General features: G+C 71.9%; 16 protein-coding genes. 11 read left to right on the top strand and 5 right to left on the bottom strand.

The features are described 5' to 3' along the window. Nucleotides 1-6 precede the first annotated feature (6 nt). Genes LRM40_RS14725 through LRM40_RS14715 form a run of 3 tightly spaced genes read right to left on the bottom strand, consistent with a single transcriptional unit; the run spans nt 7 to nt 3,388 of the window. Nucleotides 7-1,266: an SAM-dependent methyltransferase gene (locus LRM40_RS14725; protein ID WP_151126009.1), complete on the bottom strand. Its 1,260-nt coding sequence runs from the start codon at nt 1,264-1,266 to the stop codon at nt 7-9. Further along, nucleotides 1,263-2,057, bottom strand: a complete 795-nt coding sequence (locus tag LRM40_RS14720) for a DUF1365 domain-containing protein (protein ID WP_151126008.1) — start codon at nt 2,055-2,057, stop codon at nt 1,263-1,265. The genes LRM40_RS14725 and LRM40_RS14720 overlap by 4 nt, the downstream gene beginning before the upstream one ends. Further along, nucleotides 2,054-3,388: an NAD(P)/FAD-dependent oxidoreductase gene (locus LRM40_RS14715; RefSeq protein WP_151126007.1), complete on the bottom strand. Its 1,335-nt coding sequence runs from the start codon at nt 3,386-3,388 to the stop codon at nt 2,054-2,056. Before LRM40_RS14715 ends, LRM40_RS14720 begins: the two co-directional genes overlap by 4 nt. Nucleotides 3,389-3,515: 127 nt before the next feature. Between LRM40_RS14715 and LRM40_RS14710 the strand changes: the two genes are divergently transcribed. Then, nucleotides 3,516-4,151: a TetR/AcrR family transcriptional regulator gene (locus LRM40_RS14710; RefSeq protein ID WP_151126006.1), complete on the top strand. Its 636-nt coding sequence runs from the start codon at nt 3,516-3,518 to the stop codon at nt 4,149-4,151. A gap of 22 nt (nt 4,152-4,173) precedes the next feature. Beyond that, nucleotides 4,174-5,067: a pirin family protein gene (locus LRM40_RS14705; RefSeq protein WP_151126005.1), complete on the top strand. Its 894-nt coding sequence runs from the start codon at nt 4,174-4,176 to the stop codon at nt 5,065-5,067. A 34-nt stretch (nt 5,068-5,101) separates the two neighbouring features. Here the strand turns inward: LRM40_RS14705 and LRM40_RS14700 are convergent, their stop codons facing one another. Continuing rightward, on the bottom strand, nt 5,102-6,490 hold the full coding sequence (locus LRM40_RS14700) for a 3-oxoacyl-ACP reductase (RefSeq protein WP_231067573.1): 1,389 nt from the start codon (nt 6,488-6,490) through the stop codon (nt 5,102-5,104). A gap of 18 nt (nt 6,491-6,508) precedes the next feature. Next, the gene (locus LRM40_RS14695) at nt 6,509-7,528 is read right to left on the bottom strand and encodes a MerR family transcriptional regulator (RefSeq protein WP_151126035.1); all 1,020 of its coding nucleotides are present in this window, start codon (nt 7,526-7,528) and stop codon (nt 6,509-6,511) included. 108 nt (nt 7,529-7,636) lie between these two features. Here LRM40_RS14695 and LRM40_RS14690 point away from each other — a divergent pair, with 108 nt between their 5' ends. From LRM40_RS14690 to cyoD, 9 genes are all read left to right on the top strand, one after another. Continuing rightward, on the top strand, nt 7,637-8,677 hold the full coding sequence (locus tag LRM40_RS14690) for an NAD(P)/FAD-dependent oxidoreductase (protein ID WP_170289003.1): 1,041 nt from the start codon (nt 7,637-7,639) through the stop codon (nt 8,675-8,677). Continuing rightward, nucleotides 8,674-8,859, top strand: coding sequence for a DUF2256 domain-containing protein (locus LRM40_RS14685; protein WP_151126037.1), 186 nt, complete (start codon nt 8,674-8,676; stop codon nt 8,857-8,859). The genes LRM40_RS14690 and LRM40_RS14685 overlap by 4 nt, the downstream gene beginning before the upstream one ends. Beyond that, nucleotides 8,852-10,435 carry a cryptochrome/photolyase family protein gene (locus tag LRM40_RS14680; RefSeq protein ID WP_231067572.1) on the top strand — a complete coding sequence of 528 codons (1,584 nt, stop codon included), beginning with the start codon at nt 8,852-8,854 and terminating at the stop codon, nt 10,433-10,435. Before LRM40_RS14685 ends, LRM40_RS14680 begins: the two co-directional genes overlap by 8 nt. Next, nucleotides 10,432-10,899, top strand: coding sequence for a thiol-disulfide oxidoreductase DCC family protein (locus tag LRM40_RS14675; RefSeq protein ID WP_231067571.1), 468 nt, complete (start codon nt 10,432-10,434; stop codon nt 10,897-10,899). The genes LRM40_RS14680 and LRM40_RS14675 overlap by 4 nt, the downstream gene beginning before the upstream one ends. Further along, nucleotides 10,892-12,370, top strand: coding sequence for an FAD-binding domain-containing protein (locus LRM40_RS14670; RefSeq protein ID WP_151125677.1), 1,479 nt, complete (start codon nt 10,892-10,894; stop codon nt 12,368-12,370). The genes LRM40_RS14675 and LRM40_RS14670 overlap by 8 nt, the downstream gene beginning before the upstream one ends. Before the next feature lie 694 nt (nt 12,371-13,064). Continuing rightward, the gene (gene cyoA / locus LRM40_RS14665) at nt 13,065-14,003 is read left to right on the top strand and encodes a ubiquinol oxidase subunit II (protein ID WP_151125676.1); all 939 of its coding nucleotides are present in this window, start codon (nt 13,065-13,067) and stop codon (nt 14,001-14,003) included. Between the two features lie 4 nt (nt 14,004-14,007). Continuing rightward, nucleotides 14,008-16,062, top strand: coding sequence for a cytochrome o ubiquinol oxidase subunit I (gene cyoB / locus LRM40_RS14660; RefSeq protein WP_151125675.1), 2,055 nt, complete (start codon nt 14,008-14,010; stop codon nt 16,060-16,062). 16 nt (nt 16,063-16,078) lie between these two features. Next, a complete protein-coding gene (cyoC, locus tag LRM40_RS14655) occupies nt 16,079-16,693 on the top strand; it encodes a cytochrome o ubiquinol oxidase subunit III (protein WP_022980212.1) in 615 nt (204 codons plus the stop codon). Continuing rightward, nucleotides 16,693-17,025 (top strand): cytochrome o ubiquinol oxidase subunit IV, encoded by a 333-nt coding sequence (gene cyoD, locus LRM40_RS14650; protein WP_151125674.1) that lies wholly within the window; start codon nt 16,693-16,695, stop codon nt 17,023-17,025. The genes cyoC and cyoD overlap by 1 nt, the downstream gene beginning before the upstream one ends. Nucleotides 17,026-17,036 lie beyond the last annotated feature (11 nt).

The raw sequence follows: 17,036 nt of genomic DNA, 5'->3' as shown, positions 1-17,036 counted from the left end.
CGGATGTCATGACAGGGGCTTGCGCAGCGTGAACTGGATGACGTCGGTGTTGCCGGTGTCGAAGGCCGCCTCGCAATAGGCCAGGTAGAAGGCCCAGATGCGCTGGAAGCGGGCGTCGAAGCCCAGGCGCTGCACCGTGTCGATCTCGCGCAGGAAGGCCTCGCGCCAGCGGCGCAGGGTTTCGGCGTAGTCGGGCCCGAAGGCCAGGCGCTGCTCGACGATGAAGCCGGCACGGCGGGCCTCGGCCTCGAAGGCCGAGGGGCTGGGCAGCAGGCCGCCGGGGAAGATGTACTGCTGGATGAAGTCGGTCGAGCGCACATAGCGCTCGAACAGGTCGTCGCGGATGGTGATGGTCTGGATGCAGGCGTGACCACCGGGCTTGAGGCAGGCGCGCAGGGTCTCGAAGTAGCCGCGCCAGTACTCGCGGCCCACCGCCTCGAACATCTCGATGGAGACGATGGCATCGAAGGGCGCGTCCGCGTGCCGCTCGGCCAGGTCGCGGTAGTCCTGGTAGCGCAGGTCCACCTGCCGGCCCAGGCCCAGGGCCTGCATGCGCGCCTGGCCCCATTGCAGCTGCTCGCGCGAGAGGGTCACGCCGGTGACATGGGCGCCGAACTCGCCGGCCGCGATCTCCGCCAGCCCGCCCCAGCCGCAGCCGATCTCCAGCACCCGGGCGCCGGGCGTCACCCGGGCTTCGCGCAGGGCGCGGCGCACCTTGGCCTGCTGGGCGGCCTGGAGGTCCACGCCGCGCGGGTCGCGGCCCTCGAACCAGGCCGCGCTGTAGCTCATGGTCGGGTCCAGCCACAGGCGGTAGAAGCTGTTGCCCAGGTCGTAGTGGGCATGGATGTTCTTGGCGCTGCCGCTGCGGCTGTTGCGCCGCAGCAGGTGGCGCAGCCGGTAGGCCAGGGCGCCCCACCAGCGGCCGTAGATGAGGCCCTCGATGTGCTCGCGGTTGCGGATGCACAGGCGCAGCAGGGCGGCCAGGTCGGAGCTGTCCCAGTCGCCGTCGATGTAGCTCTCGGCCAGGCCGATGTCGCCGGCCTTCAAGGTGCGCTCGAAGACGGCCCAGTTGTGCAGCACCATGCTGCCGACGGGCTGGCCGCTGCCGGTGGCGCCGGACAGGCGCTGCACCTGGCCATCGGGCAGCTGCAGGTCCAGCCGGCCCTGGGGCAGGCGGGCCAGCAAGTTGAGCACGCGGCGGGCGGCGGCGGGTGCGGCGCCGGGCACGGCCGCGGAGCGGGGGGAGGTCGCGGTGGTCGTGTTCATCGGGTGACGAAGTGCTCGGGGGCGGCGGGTTTGCCGAAGAAGGGCACGCGCTTGCGCCAGAGCTGCAGCGCCTGCCAGTGGATGCGGGCGATCACGCCCAGGGTCATCAGCGGGGTGCCGAAGCAGGCCCGGCGCACGCTGGCCGGGCTCAGGGCCTCGAGCCGGCCGCCCACGCTGGTCTGCAGCAGCGGGCCCTGGGCATCGTCCAGGTCCACCCGCACCAGGGTGTGGGGCGGCTGCTGCGCATCGCCCGCGTGGCGCTCGAAGCGGAAGCGGTAGGCCCCCTCGACCCGGCAGAAGGGCGAGACGTGGAAGACCTTGCGGGCGTGCTGTTCGCGGCCCCAGGCCAGGTCCGGCCCGGCCAGCAGGTAGGCGTGGCGCTCGCCGAAGGTGTTGTTGACTTCGGCCAGCACGGCGGCCAGCGAGCCGTCGGCCCGGTGCGCGTACCAGAAGCTCACCGGCTTGAAGACATAGCCCAGCACCCGGGGGAAGGTGTGCAGCCAGACCTCGCCGTCGGCGTCGGTGATGCCCTCGCGCGCCAGCAGGTCCTCGAACCAGGCCAGCGCGTCGGGGCCGCCCTCGCCGTGGTCGCGGTCATGGAAGCTCAGCCAGCCCCAGCGGTTGCGGCGCAGCGCGGCCTGCGGCGCGCCGCGCAGGCTGCGCAGCGGCAGCAGCAGGAAGTAGCTGGGGTAGCGGAAGGCATGTTCCACCGGCCGCAAGCGGCGGTGCCAGACGCTGCCGAAGCCGATCAGCGGCTGCGCGGCGGCGGTGGCACGGGGGGTGGCGTTCATGCGGCCCCCCGGGCGCTGTCGGCCGTGTCGGGCCGGCCGGCCAGCGCACGGCGCAGATCCTCGGCGGCCTCGGTGCCGGCGCGCAGGCCGTCCTCGTGGAAGCCGTAGCCGCACCAGGCGCCGCAGAACCAGGTGTGGCGCCGCCCCTGCAGCCCGGGCACGCGGCGCTGGGCCTCGATGGCGGCCAGGTCGAACACCGGGTGGCTGTAGGCGATGCGCTGGTGCACCTGGCGCTCGTCGATCGGCCGGGCCGGGTTGAGCGAGACGATGACCGGGCGTTCCCAGGGCAGGGGCTGCAGGCGGTTGATCAGGTAGTGCAGGCAGACCTGGGTCTGTTCCTGCTGCGTGCTGGCGGCGCGCTCGTAGTTCCAGGCCGCCCAGGCGGCGGGGCGGGTGGGCAGCACGCCGGTGTCGGTGTGCAGCACGGCCTCGTTGGGCTGGTAGCGGATGGCGCCCAGCACCGCGCGCTCGTCGGCGCTGGCGTCCTCGCCCAGCAGGGCCAGGGCCTGGTCGCTGTGGCAGGCCAGCACCACCGCGTCGAAGTGCTCGCTGCCATGCGCGGTTTGCAGCACCACGCCCTGGTCCAGGCGCTTGAGGCCCAGCACCGGCGTGTTCAGCCGGGCGTCGGGCAGCTGGGCCACCAGCCGGCGCACGTACTGGCGCGAGCCGCCGCGCACCGTGTACCACTGCGGCCGGTCGGTGACCTGGATCAGGCCATGGTTGTGGCAGAAGCGGATCAGCGTGGCCACCGGGAAGCGCAGCATCTGGTCGGTGGGGCAGGACCAGATGCAGCCGATCATCGGCAGCAGGTAGTCCTCGCGGAAGGCCGGGCCGAAGCCGTGAAGGTCGAGGAAGGCACCGATCGAGGTGTCCAGCTCCGCCTCGGCCTGGCGCCGGGCCAGGTCGGTGGCCAGGCGGTTGAAGCGCAGGATCTCGGCCAGCATGTGCCAGAAGCGCGGACGCAGCAGGTTGCTGCGCTGGGCGAAGACGCTGGCCAGCGAGCTGCCGCTCCATTCCAGGCCGGGCCGGCCGTCGGGCCGCGGCACCTGCACCGAGAAGGACATGTCCGAGGCCGCCACCTCCACCCCCAGCTCGGCGAAGAGCCGGGTCAGCAGCGGGTAGGTGCGCTGGTTGTAGACCAGGAAGCCGGTGTCCACGCCCTGGTGGACACCGTCGAGCGCCAGGTCCACCGTGTGGGCGTGGCCGCCGAAGTGGCGGCCGGCCTCGAACAGGGTGACCTGCAGCGGCGGCTGGCCGGCCTGCGCTCGGCTCAGTCGCCAGGCGGCGCCCAGGCCGGCGATGCCGGAACCGATGACAGCGACTCGGTGCATGTGGAAGACCTCCCGGTTGAACTTGTCAGATCAATGATTGAACTGATGAGTTCAAAATATAACCGTTTGGTATCCACTTTGCACTATCGGGTATTGAAGATGGCTCGCCGGGTCTAGAATCCGGCCCATGGGAGCCCGTCCGTCGATCCGAGAGCAGATGCAGCGTGTGCGCGAGGAGGCCATCGTGGCCGCCGTGAACCGCCTGCTGGCCACCAAGGGCTATGACGCGATGACGGTGGACGAGGTGGCCGCCGAGGCCGGTCTGGCCAAGGCCAGCCTCTACAAGCTCTTTCCCTCCAAGGAAGACCTGGCCGGTGCGGCCATGGTGGGCGTGCTGGACCGGGCCTTGGCCTTCGTCGACGGCCTGCGGGCCCAGGCCGTCGAGGCGGCGCAGTCCGGCCAGCCGGTGCGGGCGCTGGACCAGCTCAAGGCCGTGACCCGCTGGGCCATGCAGACCCAGCTGGAAGGCGAGATGCCCACGCTGCCGGCGCAGAACTCCAGCCTGAGCGCCTCGCTGCAGTCCAACGACGAGTACATGGACCGTCTGATCGCGCTGAGCAACCGGCTGAGCATCTGGATCACCGAGGCCCAGACCGGCGGCCAGCTCAACCCGGCCTTGCCGGGCGAGCTGGTGCTCTATACCCTCTTTGCCCGGGCCTGCGATCCGGTGGTGGCCATGCTCAAGGAGTCGGGCCAGTACACCCACGCGCAGATCCTCGACTGGGTCACGTCGACGACCTTCGACGGCATGGCCCTGCGTTGACCTGAACGCCGAAAGGACCGCCATGAGCGCCCTCCAGCGCCTGCCCGCCCGCAAGACCATTCTGGGCGTGGACACGCCCATCCTGCGGGCCCTGCCGCACCGCGAGCGCCGCATGGTGGGCGCCTGGTGCTTTCTGGACCACTTGGGCCCCACCCAGTTCGCGCCGGGCGACGGCATGCATGTGGGCGCCCATCCCCACATCGGCCTGCAGACCTTCACCTGGATGATCGAGGGCGAGGTGCTGCACCGCGATTCGCTGGGCAACGAGCAGGTCATCCGCCCCGGCCAGGTCAACCTGATGACGGCCGGCCACGGCATCTCCCACACCGAGGATTCCGCCGCCGAGGGCGCGCGCATGCACGCGGCCCAGCTGTGGATCGCCCTGCCCGACGCCGAGCGCGAGCGCGCACCCGCCTTCCAGAACCACCCGGTGCTGCCGGTGCGGACGCTGGGCGACTGGCAGGTGACGGTGCTGGCCGGCAGCGCGCTGGGCGCCACCTCGCCGGCCCAGGTCTTCACGCCGCTGGTGGGGCTGGAGCTGCTGGCCCCGGCCGCGGGCGAGGTGCGCTTGCCGCTGGACCCGGGTTTCGAGCACGCGGCCATGGTGCTGGAGGGCGAGGCCTGGGTGGACGGCGAGCGCCTGGACGCCGACGAACTGCTCTACCTGCCCCCCGGTGCCGACGGCGTGGAGCTGCGCAGCCGCGGGCCGCTGCGCCTGCTGTGGCTGGGCGGCCAGCCCTGGGCCGACACGCCCATCCTGCTGTGGTGGAACTTCGTCGGCCGCGATCAGGCCGGACTGGAGGCCGCGCTGGCCGACTGGAACGGCGACAGCGGCCGCTTCGGCACGGTGCGCCCGGGCAGCCCGGCCCCGCGCCTGCTGGCACCCGCGCTGGCGGGCATGCACCTCAAGACCTGAGGCGTGAAGACCTGAAGGGTCGAAGCGGGGCGGCTCAGGCCCCCAGCAGCGCCTGGCCGCAGACCCGCAGCACCTGGCCGTTGACGCCCGCCGCGCCCGGCTGGGCCAGGAAGGCGATGGCCTCGGCCACGTCCTGCGGCTGGCCGCCCTGTGCCAGGGCATTCATGCGCCGGCCGGCCTCGCGGATCATCCAAGGGATGCGCGCCGTCATCTCCGTCTCGATGAAGCCCGGCGCCACCGCATTGACCGTCATGCCCGCGGCAGGCGCCTGGCGGGCCCGGGCCGCCACATAGCCCAGCAACGCCGCCTTGCTGGCCGCGTAATTGGTCTGGCCGCCGTTGCCGGCGATGCCGCTGATGGAGGACAGGCAGACCTCCCGCGCGCCCGGCCGCCACAGGCCGGCGGCGTCCAGTGCCGCGTCCAGGCCCAGCACCGCGCGCAGGTTGACGGCCAGCACCGCGTTCCACTCGGCCTCGCTCATGCGGGCCAGCGTGCGGTCGCGGGTGATGCCGGCGTTGTGCACCACCACGTCCGCCCCGCCCGCGGCCTGCAGCGCCGCCACCAGGCGGGCGCCGGCATCGGCCGCGGTGATGTCCAGCGCCAGGGCCTGGCCGGCCAGGCGCCGGGCCAGCGCTTCCAGCGGCTCGCCGGCCGCCGGCACGTCCACGCACAGCACGCGCGCGCCTTCGGCAGCCAGGCGCTCGGCGGTGGCGGCGCCCAGGCCGCGGGCCGCGCCGGTCACCACCGCGGTGCGCCCGCCCAGACCGTGGCCGGCGGGGATGGGCGCTGCCGTCAGCCGCAGCGTGCGGCCCGAGACATAGGCGCTGCGCGGGCCGCCGAAGAAGGCCAGCGGCGCCGCCAGGCCGGCCTCGGACCCGGGCTCCAGCCACAGCAGGTTGGCGGTGGCGCCGCGCCGGCCCACCTCCTTGGCCAGGCTGCGCATGAAACCCTCGCATGCCTGGGCCGCGGCGGCGGCCTCGGGTGCGGTCAGCGTGTCGGGCGCGCGGGCCAGCAGCAGCAGGCGAGCGCCCGGCCGCAGCCGGCCCAGGCCGGGGGCGAAGAAGCGGCGCAGCCCGTCCAGCGCGGCCACTGTCACCAGGCCGGTGGCGTCGAAGACCGCCAGGTCCAGCGGGCCGTCGGTCGGCCCCGCCTGTCCTTGCTCCTGCAGCCCCTGCACACCCAGCGCCCGCAGCGCAGCCTCGGCCGCCTGCAAGGTGGGCGTCATGCCGGTGCCGCCCAGCGCGCCTCTCCGTCCCGCCAGGGCCACGGCCTGCAGCGGGCCGGTCTCGCGGGGCAGGGCCTTCGGGCTGGGCAGGCCCAGGGCACGGATCAGCGGGCCGGTCCAGCGGCCGGCGGCCAGGGCGATCAGGCGGTCGCCCGTGGGCGTGGGGGTGGAACGGGCGTGGGGGGCGGCGGGCGACATGGCGCCGATTGTGGCGGCTCAGCCCCCGGGCAGCAGCCCCTCGTGGGCGATGACGCGGGCCAGGGCCTCCTCGAAGGCCAGCCGGCAGCGGGTGCTCACCTCGGCCAGGTGGGCGTGCAGGGCGGCATCGTCGGGGCTGCGGTGGGCGCATTCGCGGCTGTAGGCCTCGAAGTGCATCAGCTGGCGCAGCAGGCCGGCGATGTGGCGCGGGCATTCGCAGGCCATGGTGGTCGACAGGCCGGCCAGCGCCACCAGCGCGGCATCGTCCCAACGTCGCGGCGGCGCCGGGGGCAGGGCGGCCGGGCCGGGCAGAGGCGGTGGCGCCGTGGGTCCCAGCGTGCCCAGCCAGCGCCACAGCGCCACGTCCTCGGCAGGCTCGTGCAGCAGGCTGGCACCGGCGGCCAGCAGCGGGGCCCGCCCGGCCGCGCTGGCAAAGCTGTAGACCACGCCCAGCCGGGCCTGGCTGCTCAGCGTGGGGGCCTCGGCCTGCCACCGGGCCCAGGCCTCGGGTTGCAGGCTGGGGCAGTGCCACAGCAGCAGCCCCGGTGCTTCGCCCCGTGCCCGCAGGGCCGCGCAGGCGGCCTCGGCCTCGGCCGGGTCGGCCCAGGGCCCCAGCAGCCGTGGCTGGCCGCTATCCGGCAGGTCGGCGTCGCGCGCCAGGCGCCGGAACAAGGCCTCCCCCACCACCCCGACCCGCCAGGGCGCCGGGCTGGCAGGGGCCGGTGCCGGGGGCAGGGCGGCCGGGCTGCCGGCCACCGCCTGGGCGTGGGTGGCCTGCACCGCCAGCAGCGCGGCCATGTCCAGCCCGGCCAGTTGCCCGATGGCGTGCCCCAGGTCGGTCAGCTGCTTGATGAGCGCCAGGCGCTGCACATCGGCCGCGCTGTAGAGCCGCTGGCCGCTGGGGCTGAGCGCGGCCTGGGTGAGCCGGTAGCGCCTCTCCCACACCCGCAGGGTGGTCACCGGCATGCGCACCATGCGTGCCACGGCCCCGCTGCGGTACTGCGGGCGGCGGCTGGGATCGGGTTCGGATGAATCCATATTGACTCGCAAAAGCAGCCGATGGAGCGACAGTATGCGTCAAAGACGATGCACTCAGGCGCCAAGCTGACTAAGCTGCTCGCCATGAAATGCCCTGAACTGAGCCCCATGAACCCCCGTGCCGCCGTGGTGGGGGCCGGTCTGGCCGGTGCCAGTTGTGCGCGCTGGCTGGCCGACGCCGGTTGGCAGGTGCAGGTGTTCGACAAGGCCCGGGGACCCGGCGGACGCCTGGCCACCCGGCGCATGGTCTGGACCACCCCCGACGGCCAGGAGCGGGTGACCTGGCTGGACCACGGGGCGGCCGATTTCGGGGCCCGTGGGCCGGCCTTCCAGCGGGCGCTGTTGCGGGCCCAGGCCGAAGGCTGGTGCCGCCGCTGGCAACCGCGGCCGAGCTCGCCGCTGGCCGAGGTGACGCCGCGCTGGCTGGGCCAGGCCGGCATGCCCGACTGGTGCCGCGGCCTGCTGGACGGCCTGAACGCGCGGTGGTCCTGCCCCGTCGACACCCTGGGCCGCGGCCTGCACGGCTGGTGGCTGGAATCCGGGGGGCAGCGGGTGGCCGAGGGGCTGGACGCGGTGGTGCTGGCGCTGCCGCCGGCCCAGGCCGCGCCCCTGCTTGCGCCCTGGCGGCCGGACTGGGCGGGCGCTGCCGCCGCGGTGCCCATGCTGCCCTGCTGGACGGTGATGGGCGTGAGCTCCGAACTGGCGGCCGAAGTGCCCGGCGGCGCCCTGGCCTGCCCGCCCACCGGGCCGCTGGCCCGCGTGCTGCGGCAGGATGCCCGGCCCGGCCGCGAACAGCGCGTGGGCGAGGCGCACTGGGTCCTGCAGGCCACGCCGACCTGGAGCCAGCTGCATCTGGAGGAGCCCCCCGAGGTGGTGCTGCCCGCACTGCAGGCCGCCTTGGCCGAATGGCTGGGCGAGCCGGTGCTCTGGCGCAGCGCGGTGGCGCACCGCTGGCGCTACGCCGTGCCCGCCCTGCCGCCGGCCGGTGCCTCCCACTGGTGGGATGGCGAGCTGGCCCTGGGCGTCTGCGGCGACTTCCTGGGGGGCGCGCAGCTGCCCGCCGGGGTGGAGCCGGTGGAGCGGGCCTGGAGTTCCGCGCGCGACCTGGCCGGTGCCCTGCAGACCAGCGTGGTGGAGGTGCTGGCATGAAGGCCCCCAAGGTGGCCGGCGCGGTCAAGGGCCTGAAGGCGGCCCTGCCGGTCAAGCCCTGTCAGCACTGCGGCCGGCCCATGGGCTGGCGCAAGCGCTGGGCCCGCTGCTGGGACGAGGTGCGCCACTGCTCCGCGGCCTGCCGCCGCCAGGCCGGGCGCCGGGGAGGGGGCGATGGCTGAACTGCGCCACCTGGTGCTGGTGCTGGGCGACCAGCTCGACCTGCGGTCCTCGGCCTTCGACGGCTTCGACCCGGCCCGTGACGCGGTGTGGATGGCCGAGGTGATGGAGGAAAGCACCCATGTCTGGTCGTCCCAGCCGCGCACCGCGCTGTTCCTGGCCGCCATGCGCCACTTCGCCCAGGCCCTGCGGGAGCGTGGCTGGACGGTGCACTACCGGCCCTTGGATGCACCCGAGGACCCGGCCCACCCCGGCGCGGGCGCCAGCCTGGGCGCGGCCCTGGCCGCCACGCTGGCCCGCCAGCGCCCGGCCGCCCTGGTGCTGACCGCGCCGGGCGACTGGCGCGTGCTGCAGGCCTTGCGGGCCGTGGCCCGGGACCAGGGCCTGCCGCTGGACCTGCGCGAGGACCGCCACTTCTACACCACGGTGCGCGAATTCGCCGCCTTCGCCCGCGGTCGCAAGGGCCTGCGGCTGGAGCACTGGTACCGCCATCTGCGCCGCCGCTTTGGCGTGCTGATGCGGCCCGATGGCGAGCCCGAGGGCGAGCGCTGGAACTTCGACGCCGACAACCGCGCCGCCTTCGGTCCCGAGGGACCGGGCCCGCTGCCGGCCCCGCCGCGCTTCGCGCCCGATGCGATCACGCAGCAGGTGCTGGCCCTGGTGCGCACCCGCCTGGCCGGGCATCCCGGCGCGCTGGACGACTTCGCCTGGCCGGTCACGCGCGCGCAGGCCCTGCAGGCGCTGGACGCCTTCGTGCGTGAGCGGCTGCCGCTGTTCGGCCGCTACCAGGATGCGCTGTGGGTCGGCGAGCCCTGGCTCTACCACTCGCAGCTGTCCGCGGCCCTCAACCTCAAGCTGCTGGACCCGCGCGAGGTGGTGGCCGCGGCCGAGGCCGCCTGGCGCGCCGGCCAGGTGCCGCTGGCCGGCGCCGAAGGCTTCATCCGCCAGATCCTGGGCTGGCGCGAGTACGTGCGCGGCATTTACTGGACGCGCATGCCGGGCTACGCCGAGCTCAACGGCCTGGACGCCACGCTGCCGCTGCCCGCCTGGTTCTGGACCGGCCAGACGCCGATGGCCTGCCTGCGCGATGCGCTGCACCAGACCCTGCGCTGGGGTTATGCCCACCACATCCAGCGCCTGATGGTGATCGGCCTCTATGCCCAGCTGCTGGGCGTGCGGCCTCAGGAAGTCCACCGTTGGTTCCTGGCCGTCTATGTCGATGCGGTGGAGTGGGTGGAGCTGCCCAACACCCTGGGCATGTCCCAGCACGCCGATGGCGGCGTGATGGCCAGCAAGCCCTACATCGCCAGCGGCCAGTACCTGCAGCGCCAGGGCGCGCCCTGCGCGGGCTGCGCCTTCGACCCGCGCCAGCGCAGCGGCCCGCGGGCCTGCCCCTACACCACGCTGTACTGGGACTTCCTGCTGCGCCACCAGGACTGGCTGGCCGGCCACCCCCGCCTGGGCATGCAGGTGCGCCACCTGGCCCGCCTGGACGAGACCGAGCGCACCGCGCTGCAGGCCCAGGCCCGGGCGCTGCGCGCGCAGGGGGAACAGGAGGCGCAGGAGGTGCCGGCATGAACCAGCCGCTCTCCCGCCCCGAGGCCGCGGCTGCGCTGGAGGTCTTCTTCGACGGCGCCTGCCCCCTGTGCCGGCGTGAGATCGCCCACTACCGTCGGCTCACGCCCCGCCAGCCCATCGTCTGGCGCGACCTGAGCGAGCCCGCGACCTGCGCCGCGCTGGACGACCCCCGTGCGCCGGACCGGGCCGCGCTGCTGGCGCGCTTTCATGTGCGCGATGCGGTCGGGCACTGGCATGGCGGGGCTGCGGGCTTTCTGCGGCTGTGGGCGGCCTTGCCGCGCTGGTGGTTGCTGGCCGCGGCGGTGCAGGCCCTGCCGGGCGCGCCCTGGCTGGCCGAGCGGGCCTACCGCCGCTTCCTGCGCTGGCGCCCGGCGCTGCAGGCGCGGGCCCGCCGCCTGCTGGGCGAAGGGGCCGAGGCGGACTGCGGCGCTGCCTGCGATCCCGACCGGGGGCGCCATGGCTGAGCCGGCCACCGCCCTGGTCTGGTTCAAGCGCGACCTGCGCCTGCGCGACCATGCGCCGCTGGTTGAGGCGGCCCGTTTCGAGCGGGCGCTGGCACTGGTGCTGATCGAGCCGGCCTGGCTGGACAGCCCCGAATGCCACCCCCGCCACGTGGCCTATCTGCTGGCCTGCCTGGCGCCGCTGCGCGAGGCCCTGGCCGCACGCGGCCTGCCGCTGCTGGTGCGGGTGGGCGAGGCGGTGCCGGTGCTGGAGGCGCTGCGCCGCATGCATGGCCTGAGCCACCTGCTCAGCCACGAGGAGACCGGGCCCGGTTGGAGCTACACCCGTGACAAGGCGGTGGCCGCCTGGTGCCGGACCCAGGGCGTGGCCTGGCTGGAATGGCCGCAGACCGGCGTGGTGCGGCGGCTGCGCAGCCGCAGCGGCTGGGCTGCGCAGTGGGCGCGCCGCATGCAGGCGCCGCCGCTGCCCCGTTCTGCCGGCTGGGCCGGCGTGCCCGACTTGCTGCCCGAGCCGTTGCCGACCCTGGGCGATCTGGGCCTGTCCGGCCCGGGGCCCACCTTGCCGCCGGCCGGCGAGGCCGCGGCCTGGGCCGGGCTGGGCAGCTTTCTGCAGGGGCGGGCGGCCGGCTACCGGCGCGCCCTGTCCAGCCCGCTGAGCGCCGAGACCGGCTGCAGCCGCCTGAGCGAGCACCTGGCCTTCGGCACGGTGTCGATGCGCTGCGTCTTCCAGGCCACCGAGCGGGCGCGCCAGGCCACCCCCGATGCCGCGCTGGCCCGCGACCTGACGTCCTTCGGCGCCCGGCTGCGCTGGCACTGCCACTTCATGCAGAAGCTGGAGGACGAGCCGGCGGTGGAGTGGCGCAACTTCTCCCGCGCCCACGACGGTCTGCGGCCCGGCGACGCCGGTTGCGAGGCGCCCTGGCGCCAGGAGCTGTTCGAGGCCTGGTGCGAGGGCCGCACCGGCTATCCGATGGTGGACGCCTGCATGCGCCAGCTGCGCGCCACCGGCTGGCTGAACTTCCGCATGCGGGCGATGCTGGTGAGCTTCGCGGCCTACCACCTGTGGCTGCACTGGCGCGCGCCGGGCCTGTTCCTGGCCCGCCAGTTCCTGGACTTCGAGCCGGGCATCCACTGGAGCCAGATGCAGATGCAGTCGGGCACCACCGGCATCAACACGCTGCGCATCTACTCGCCGGCCAAGCAGGCCGCCGAGCACGACCCCGAGGGCCGCTACCGGCGACGCTGGCTGCCCGAGTGGGGCACGCCGGCCTACCCGGCCCCGGTGGTGGAGGAGGCCACGGTGCTGGCCCACGCCAAGACCGTGCTCTACGGCCTGCGTCAGCAGGCACCTGCCCGGGCCGAGGCCCAGGCCATCCAGGCGCGTCACGGCTCGCGCCGCTCGGGCCTGCCACCCTCGGGACGCCGACGGGGCCGGGCCCCTGTTCCGTCGCCTTCGCAGATGACGTTTTGGTGATGTTCTCTACAAGCTTGCAGAAGGCTGTCGGAGAGTGTGACAGCTTGTTGTCCATCCACCACGGCCCATTCGGGGTGTCAGGGCTTTCTGACGCCAGGGTGGGCCGCACCACGCCTGCCGAGAGCCGCGCCTGCAAGGCGGGACGGCGGTGCGGCGGGAACCGGCCCACCGAGGAAGGGCAGGGATCGGGTCAGGCCGCCGACCGCCGGGTTTGGCCGCGGTGCCTTTGCACAAATTTGATCTACTGCAAGCGAGCAAAACTTGGCAACTTATTCCGACACGACAGCCCCGTCAATGGAGCTAACCAGCGCAGCGCCTACAATCTAGGTCAAGTACCAGTATTGCGGCACATCAATCGCCGCCCCCTGGCGTCATGCGCCAGATCAATGGGGTGGGCGGTATGCCGCGGGGCCAGCCACATGAATCGGATGCATCAAGCGCGCCGCCCGCGTCGGCGCTCGGGTGACGCCTGCGCGGTGCGCGCGGGTGTCGGTGCATTCGTGCCGGTGGCGGTCTGGCCGCCTGGTGCCGAGTTCCCGGCCGGTCCGCCGTCCGGGGGAGTGGCGTCCGCCTCACCGGGCTGATGCCTGGCCGGCGCCCCGCGCGCCCGCCCAGCCCCCCAGCGCCGGATGTACCCGGCACCGATCGTCCTGCCGCCCTGCGGTTCCCGAATCTTCATCAACCATCCAGTCGTATGACGAGTAACTCTAGACCCACCCGCTGGTTGGGCGTCGGCACAGCGCTGCTGGCCACGCTCCTGTCGGGCTGCAAGGGCGGCATCCTCGACCCGAAAGGGCCGATCGGTGCCGACGAGAAATCGCTGATCCTGACCGCCACCTTCCTGATGCTGCTGGTGGTGGTGCCGGTCATCGTGATGACCCTGGTGTTCGCCTGGAAGTACCGGGCCAGCAACACGGCCGCCGTCTACACCCCCAAATGGGCCCACTCCACGAAAATTGAAGTGGTGGTCTGGACGATCCCCGTGATCATCGTGATCGGCCTGGCCATCCTGGCCTGGGAAACGACCCACAAGCTGGACCCATACCGTCCGCTGGAATCGGACAAGGCGCCGATCAAGGTGGACGTGGTGGCCCTGAACTGGAAGTGGCTGTTCATCTACCCGGACCTGGGCATCGCCACGGTCAACCAGCTGGCCTTCCCCAAGGACACGCCGGTCAATTTCCGCATCACCTCCGATGTGGCGATGAACTCCTTCTTCATCCCGCAGCTGGGCGGCCAGATCTACGCCATGGCCGGCATGGAGACCAAGCTGCATCTGCTGGCCAACGAGGCCGGCAGCTATGACGGCATGTCCGCCAATTACAGCGGCGCCGGTTTCTCGGGCATGAAGTTCAAGGCCATCGCCACCGAGACCCCCGAGGACTTCCAGGCCTGGGTGGCCAAGGTCAAGGCCCAGGCGACGCCGCTGGATGCCCAGGCCTACCTGGCCCTGGCCCAGCCGAGCGAGAACAACCCGCCGGCCTACTTCACCGCCGCAGAGCCGCGTCTGTTCGACGCCGTGATGCACAAGTACATGGCAGGCCGCCAGTCGCTGGCCGCCACCGACGACGACCTGAAGCTGGCCGCGCTGAGCAAGGCGCTGTGCGAGCCCGTGGCCGCCACCAAGGAGTAACGCGATGTCGACGTTTTTGGGCAAGCTGAGCCTGGACGCCGTTCCCCTGCACGAGCCCATCATCATGGGCACGCTGACCGGGGCCGGCCTGCTGGGGCTGGTGATCGTCGCCCTGATCACCAAGTACGGCAAGTGGGGCTACCTGTGGCGTGAGTGGCTCACCTCGGTGGACCACAAGAAGATCGGCGTGATGTACATCATCGTCGCCATGGTGATGCTGCTGCGCGGCTTCGCCGACGCCGCGATGATGCGTGGCCAGCTGGCCATGGCCACCGGGGGCAACCTCGGCATCTTCCCGCCGGAACACTACGACCAGATCTTCACCGCCCACGGCGTGATCATGATCATCTTCATGGCCATGCCGTTCATGACGGGCCTGATGAACATCGTGGTGCCGCTGCAGATCGGCGCGCGTGACGTGGCCTTCCCCTTCCTGAACTCGCTGTCGTTCTGGCTGCTGGTGGCGGGCGCGGCGCTGGTGAACCTGTCGCTGGGCGTGGGCAACTTCGCCCGCACCGGCTGGGTGGCCTATCCGCCGCTGGCCGAGCTGGGCTTCAGCCCGGACGTGGGGGTGGACTACTACACCTGGGCCCTGCAGATCTCCGGCATCGGCACCACGCTGACCGCGGTCAACTTCCTGGTGACCGTGTGGAAGATGCGTGCCCCCGGCATGAAGCTGATGCAGATGCCGATCTTCACCTGGACCTGCACCTGGGCCAACGTGCTGATCGTCGCCTCGTTCCCGATCCTGACCGGCGCCCTGGCCATGCTGAGCCTGGATCGCTACCTGGGCTTCCACTTCTTCACCGCGGATGCCGGCGGCAACGCGATGATGTACCTGAACCTGTTCTGGGCCTGGGGTCACCCTGAGGTGTACATCCTGGTCCTGCCGGCGTTCGGCATCTTCTCGGAAGTGGTCTCCACCTTCACCGGCAAGCGCCTGTTCGGCCACACCTCGATGATCATCGCCTCCGGCGTGATCTCGGTGCTGGGCTTCATGGTCTGGCTGCACCACTTCTTCACGATGGGCTCCGGCGCCGACGTGAACGCCTTCTTCGGCATCGCCACGATGGTCATCTCGGTGCCCACCGGCGTGAAGCTGTTCAACTGGCTGTTCACCATCTACCGCGGCCGCCTGCGCTTCGAACCCCCGATCTTCTGGATCCTGGGTGCGATGGTGACCTTCTCGATCGGCGGCATGACCGGCGTGCTGATGGCCGTGCCGGGCGCGGACTTCGTGCTGCACAACAGCCTGTTCCTGATCGCCCACTTCCACAACACCATCATCGGTGGCGCGGTGTTCGGCTACCTGGCCGGCTTCGCCTTCTGGTTCCCCAAGGTGTTCGGCTTCAAGCTGAACCCCACCCTGGGCAAGGCCGCCTTCTGGTGCTGGCAGATCGGCTTCTTCATCGCCTTCATGCCGCTGTATGCCCTGGGCTTCCTGGGCATGACCCGTCGCCTGAACCACACCGACAACCCGCTGTGGACCCCGTACCTGTACGTGGCCGCCGTCGGTGCCGCGCTGATCGCCCTGGGCATCGCCTTCCAGCTGCTGCAGCTGGCCGTCAGCCTGATGCAGCGCAAGCAGGCCCAGGCCCTGGACCTGTCGGGCGACCCCTGGAACGGCCACACCCTGGAGTGGTCCACCTCCTCGCCGCCGCCGGCCTACAACTTCGCCGTGATCCCCACGGTGCATGACGTGGACGCCTGGACCGACATGAAGGAGAAGGGCGTGGCCTACCAGCAGCCGGCCAAGTACGCGCCGATCCACATGCCCAAGAACACCCCCTGGGGCGTGGTCATCGGCCTGTTCACGCTGGCCATGGGCTTCGCGCTGATCTGGCACATCTGGTGGCTGGCCATCGTGGGTCTGCTGGGCATCGTGGCCGGCACCCTGGGCCGCGCCTACGACCCGGACAAGGACTTCTACATCCAGCCCGACGAGATCCTGGCCACCGAGAACGCCCACCTGGCCAAGGTGCGCGCGGCCCAGGCTGGTGTGCAACCCCAGGCCGACGGCCAGGCCCTGCCCGGCAGCGCCGGCGTGGCCACGGCCTGAGAGCGAGTGAACCGACATGAGCACCTACGTTGCTGAGCACGCGCACGGCGCGCACGACGAGCACGAGCACCACGACACCGGTTCCCAGACGGTGCTGGGCTTCTGGCTCTACCTGATGACCGACTGCATCCTGTTCGCGACGGCGTTCGCGGGCTATGCGGTGCTGTACCGGAACGTGGCCACCGGCCCGATGGGCCGCGAGATCTTCGACCTGCCCTATGTGATGGTGGAAACGGCGGCCCTGCTGCTGAGCTCCATCACCTACGGCTTCGCGATGATCGCCGGCCACAAGAAGAACAAGTCGGGCGTGCTGGCCTGGCTGGCCCTGACCTTCGTCTTCGGCGCGGTCTTCATCGGGATGGAAGTCAACGAGTTCCACCACATGATCGAGGAGGGCCACGGCCCGCAGGTCAGCGCCTTCCTGTCGGCCTTCTTCGGCCTGGTGGGTCTGCACGGTCTGCACGTGACCTCGGGCCTGATCTGGATGGCGATCCTGATGATCGAGACCGTCAAGTCCGGCCTGAGCGATCGCCTGATGACGCGCCTGAGCTGCCTGAGCCTGTTCTGGCACTTCCTGGACATCGTCTGGATCTGCGTCTTCACCGTCGTCTACCTGAAGGGAGTGCTGTGATGAGCGCCGCTTCGCATGAACACGCCGCCGAGGACCATGGCAGCGTCAAGAGCTACCTGGTCGGCTTCGCGCTGTCCGTGATCCTGACGGCCATCCCGTTCTGGATCGTGATGAGCGGCCACTTCACCGCCTCGGCGGCCACGGCCGGCATCCTGATCTTCGCGGTGGTGCAGATCCTGGTGCACCTGAAGTACTTCCTGCACCTGAACTTCACGACCGAATCCGGCCGGGTCAACACCTTCTCCTTCGCCTTCACGGCGATGGTGATCGTGCTGCTGGTGGGTCTGTCGATCTGGATCATCACCACCGCCGACGCGCTGATGCTGCGCTGAGCGAGGCCGAC

The sequence above is a fragment of the Ideonella dechloratans genome (assembly GCF_021049305.1).
In the GTDB taxonomy this organism is placed as follows: domain Bacteria; phylum Pseudomonadota; class Gammaproteobacteria; order Burkholderiales; family Burkholderiaceae_C; genus Ideonella; species Ideonella dechloratans.
Note: the sequence above shows the minus strand (reverse complement) of the source record. Positions and strands in the feature narration are given on the sequence as shown.

Bases quoted from the DNA above. Each gene is read 5' to 3' on its own strand.
- cyoB (WP_151125675.1), top strand. From the start codon at position 14,008: ATGTCGACGTTTTTGGGCAAGCTGAGCCTGGACGCCGTTCCCCTGCAC.
- LRM40_RS14710 (WP_151126006.1), top strand. From the start codon at position 3,516: ATGGGAGCCCGTCCGTCGATCCGAGAGCAGATGCAGCGTGTGCGCGAG.
- LRM40_RS14670 (WP_151125677.1), top strand. From the start codon at position 10,892: ATGGCTGAGCCGGCCACCGCCCTGGTCTGGTTCAAGCGCGACCTGCGC.
- LRM40_RS14725 (WP_151126009.1), bottom strand. From the start codon at position 1,266: ATGAACACGACCACCGCGACCTCCCCCCGCTCCGCGGCCGTGCCCGGC.
- cyoD (WP_151125674.1), top strand. From the start codon at position 16,693: ATGAGCGCCGCTTCGCATGAACACGCCGCCGAGGACCATGGCAGCGTC.
- LRM40_RS14685 (WP_151126037.1), top strand. From the start codon at position 8,674: ATGAAGGCCCCCAAGGTGGCCGGCGCGGTCAAGGGCCTGAAGGCGGCC.
- LRM40_RS14720 (WP_151126008.1), bottom strand. From the start codon at position 2,057: ATGAACGCCACCCCCCGTGCCACCGCCGCCGCGCAGCCGCTGATCGGC.
- LRM40_RS14705 (WP_151126005.1), top strand. From the start codon at position 4,174: ATGAGCGCCCTCCAGCGCCTGCCCGCCCGCAAGACCATTCTGGGCGTG.
- LRM40_RS14690 (WP_170289003.1), top strand. From the start codon at position 7,637: ATGAACCCCCGTGCCGCCGTGGTGGGGGCCGGTCTGGCCGGTGCCAGT.
- cyoC (WP_022980212.1), top strand. From the start codon at position 16,079: ATGAGCACCTACGTTGCTGAGCACGCGCACGGCGCGCACGACGAGCAC.
- cyoA (WP_151125676.1), top strand. From the start codon at position 13,065: ATGACGAGTAACTCTAGACCCACCCGCTGGTTGGGCGTCGGCACAGCG.
- LRM40_RS14680 (WP_231067572.1), top strand. From the start codon at position 8,852: ATGGCTGAACTGCGCCACCTGGTGCTGGTGCTGGGCGACCAGCTCGAC.
- LRM40_RS14715 (WP_151126007.1), bottom strand. From the start codon at position 3,388: ATGCACCGAGTCGCTGTCATCGGTTCCGGCATCGCCGGCCTGGGCGCC.
- LRM40_RS14695 (WP_151126035.1), bottom strand. From the start codon at position 7,528: ATGGATTCATCCGAACCCGATCCCAGCCGCCGCCCGCAGTACCGCAGC.
- LRM40_RS14700 (WP_231067573.1), bottom strand. From the start codon at position 6,490: ATGTCGCCCGCCGCCCCCCACGCCCGTTCCACCCCCACGCCCACGGGC.
- LRM40_RS14675 (WP_231067571.1), top strand. From the start codon at position 10,432: ATGAACCAGCCGCTCTCCCGCCCCGAGGCCGCGGCTGCGCTGGAGGTC.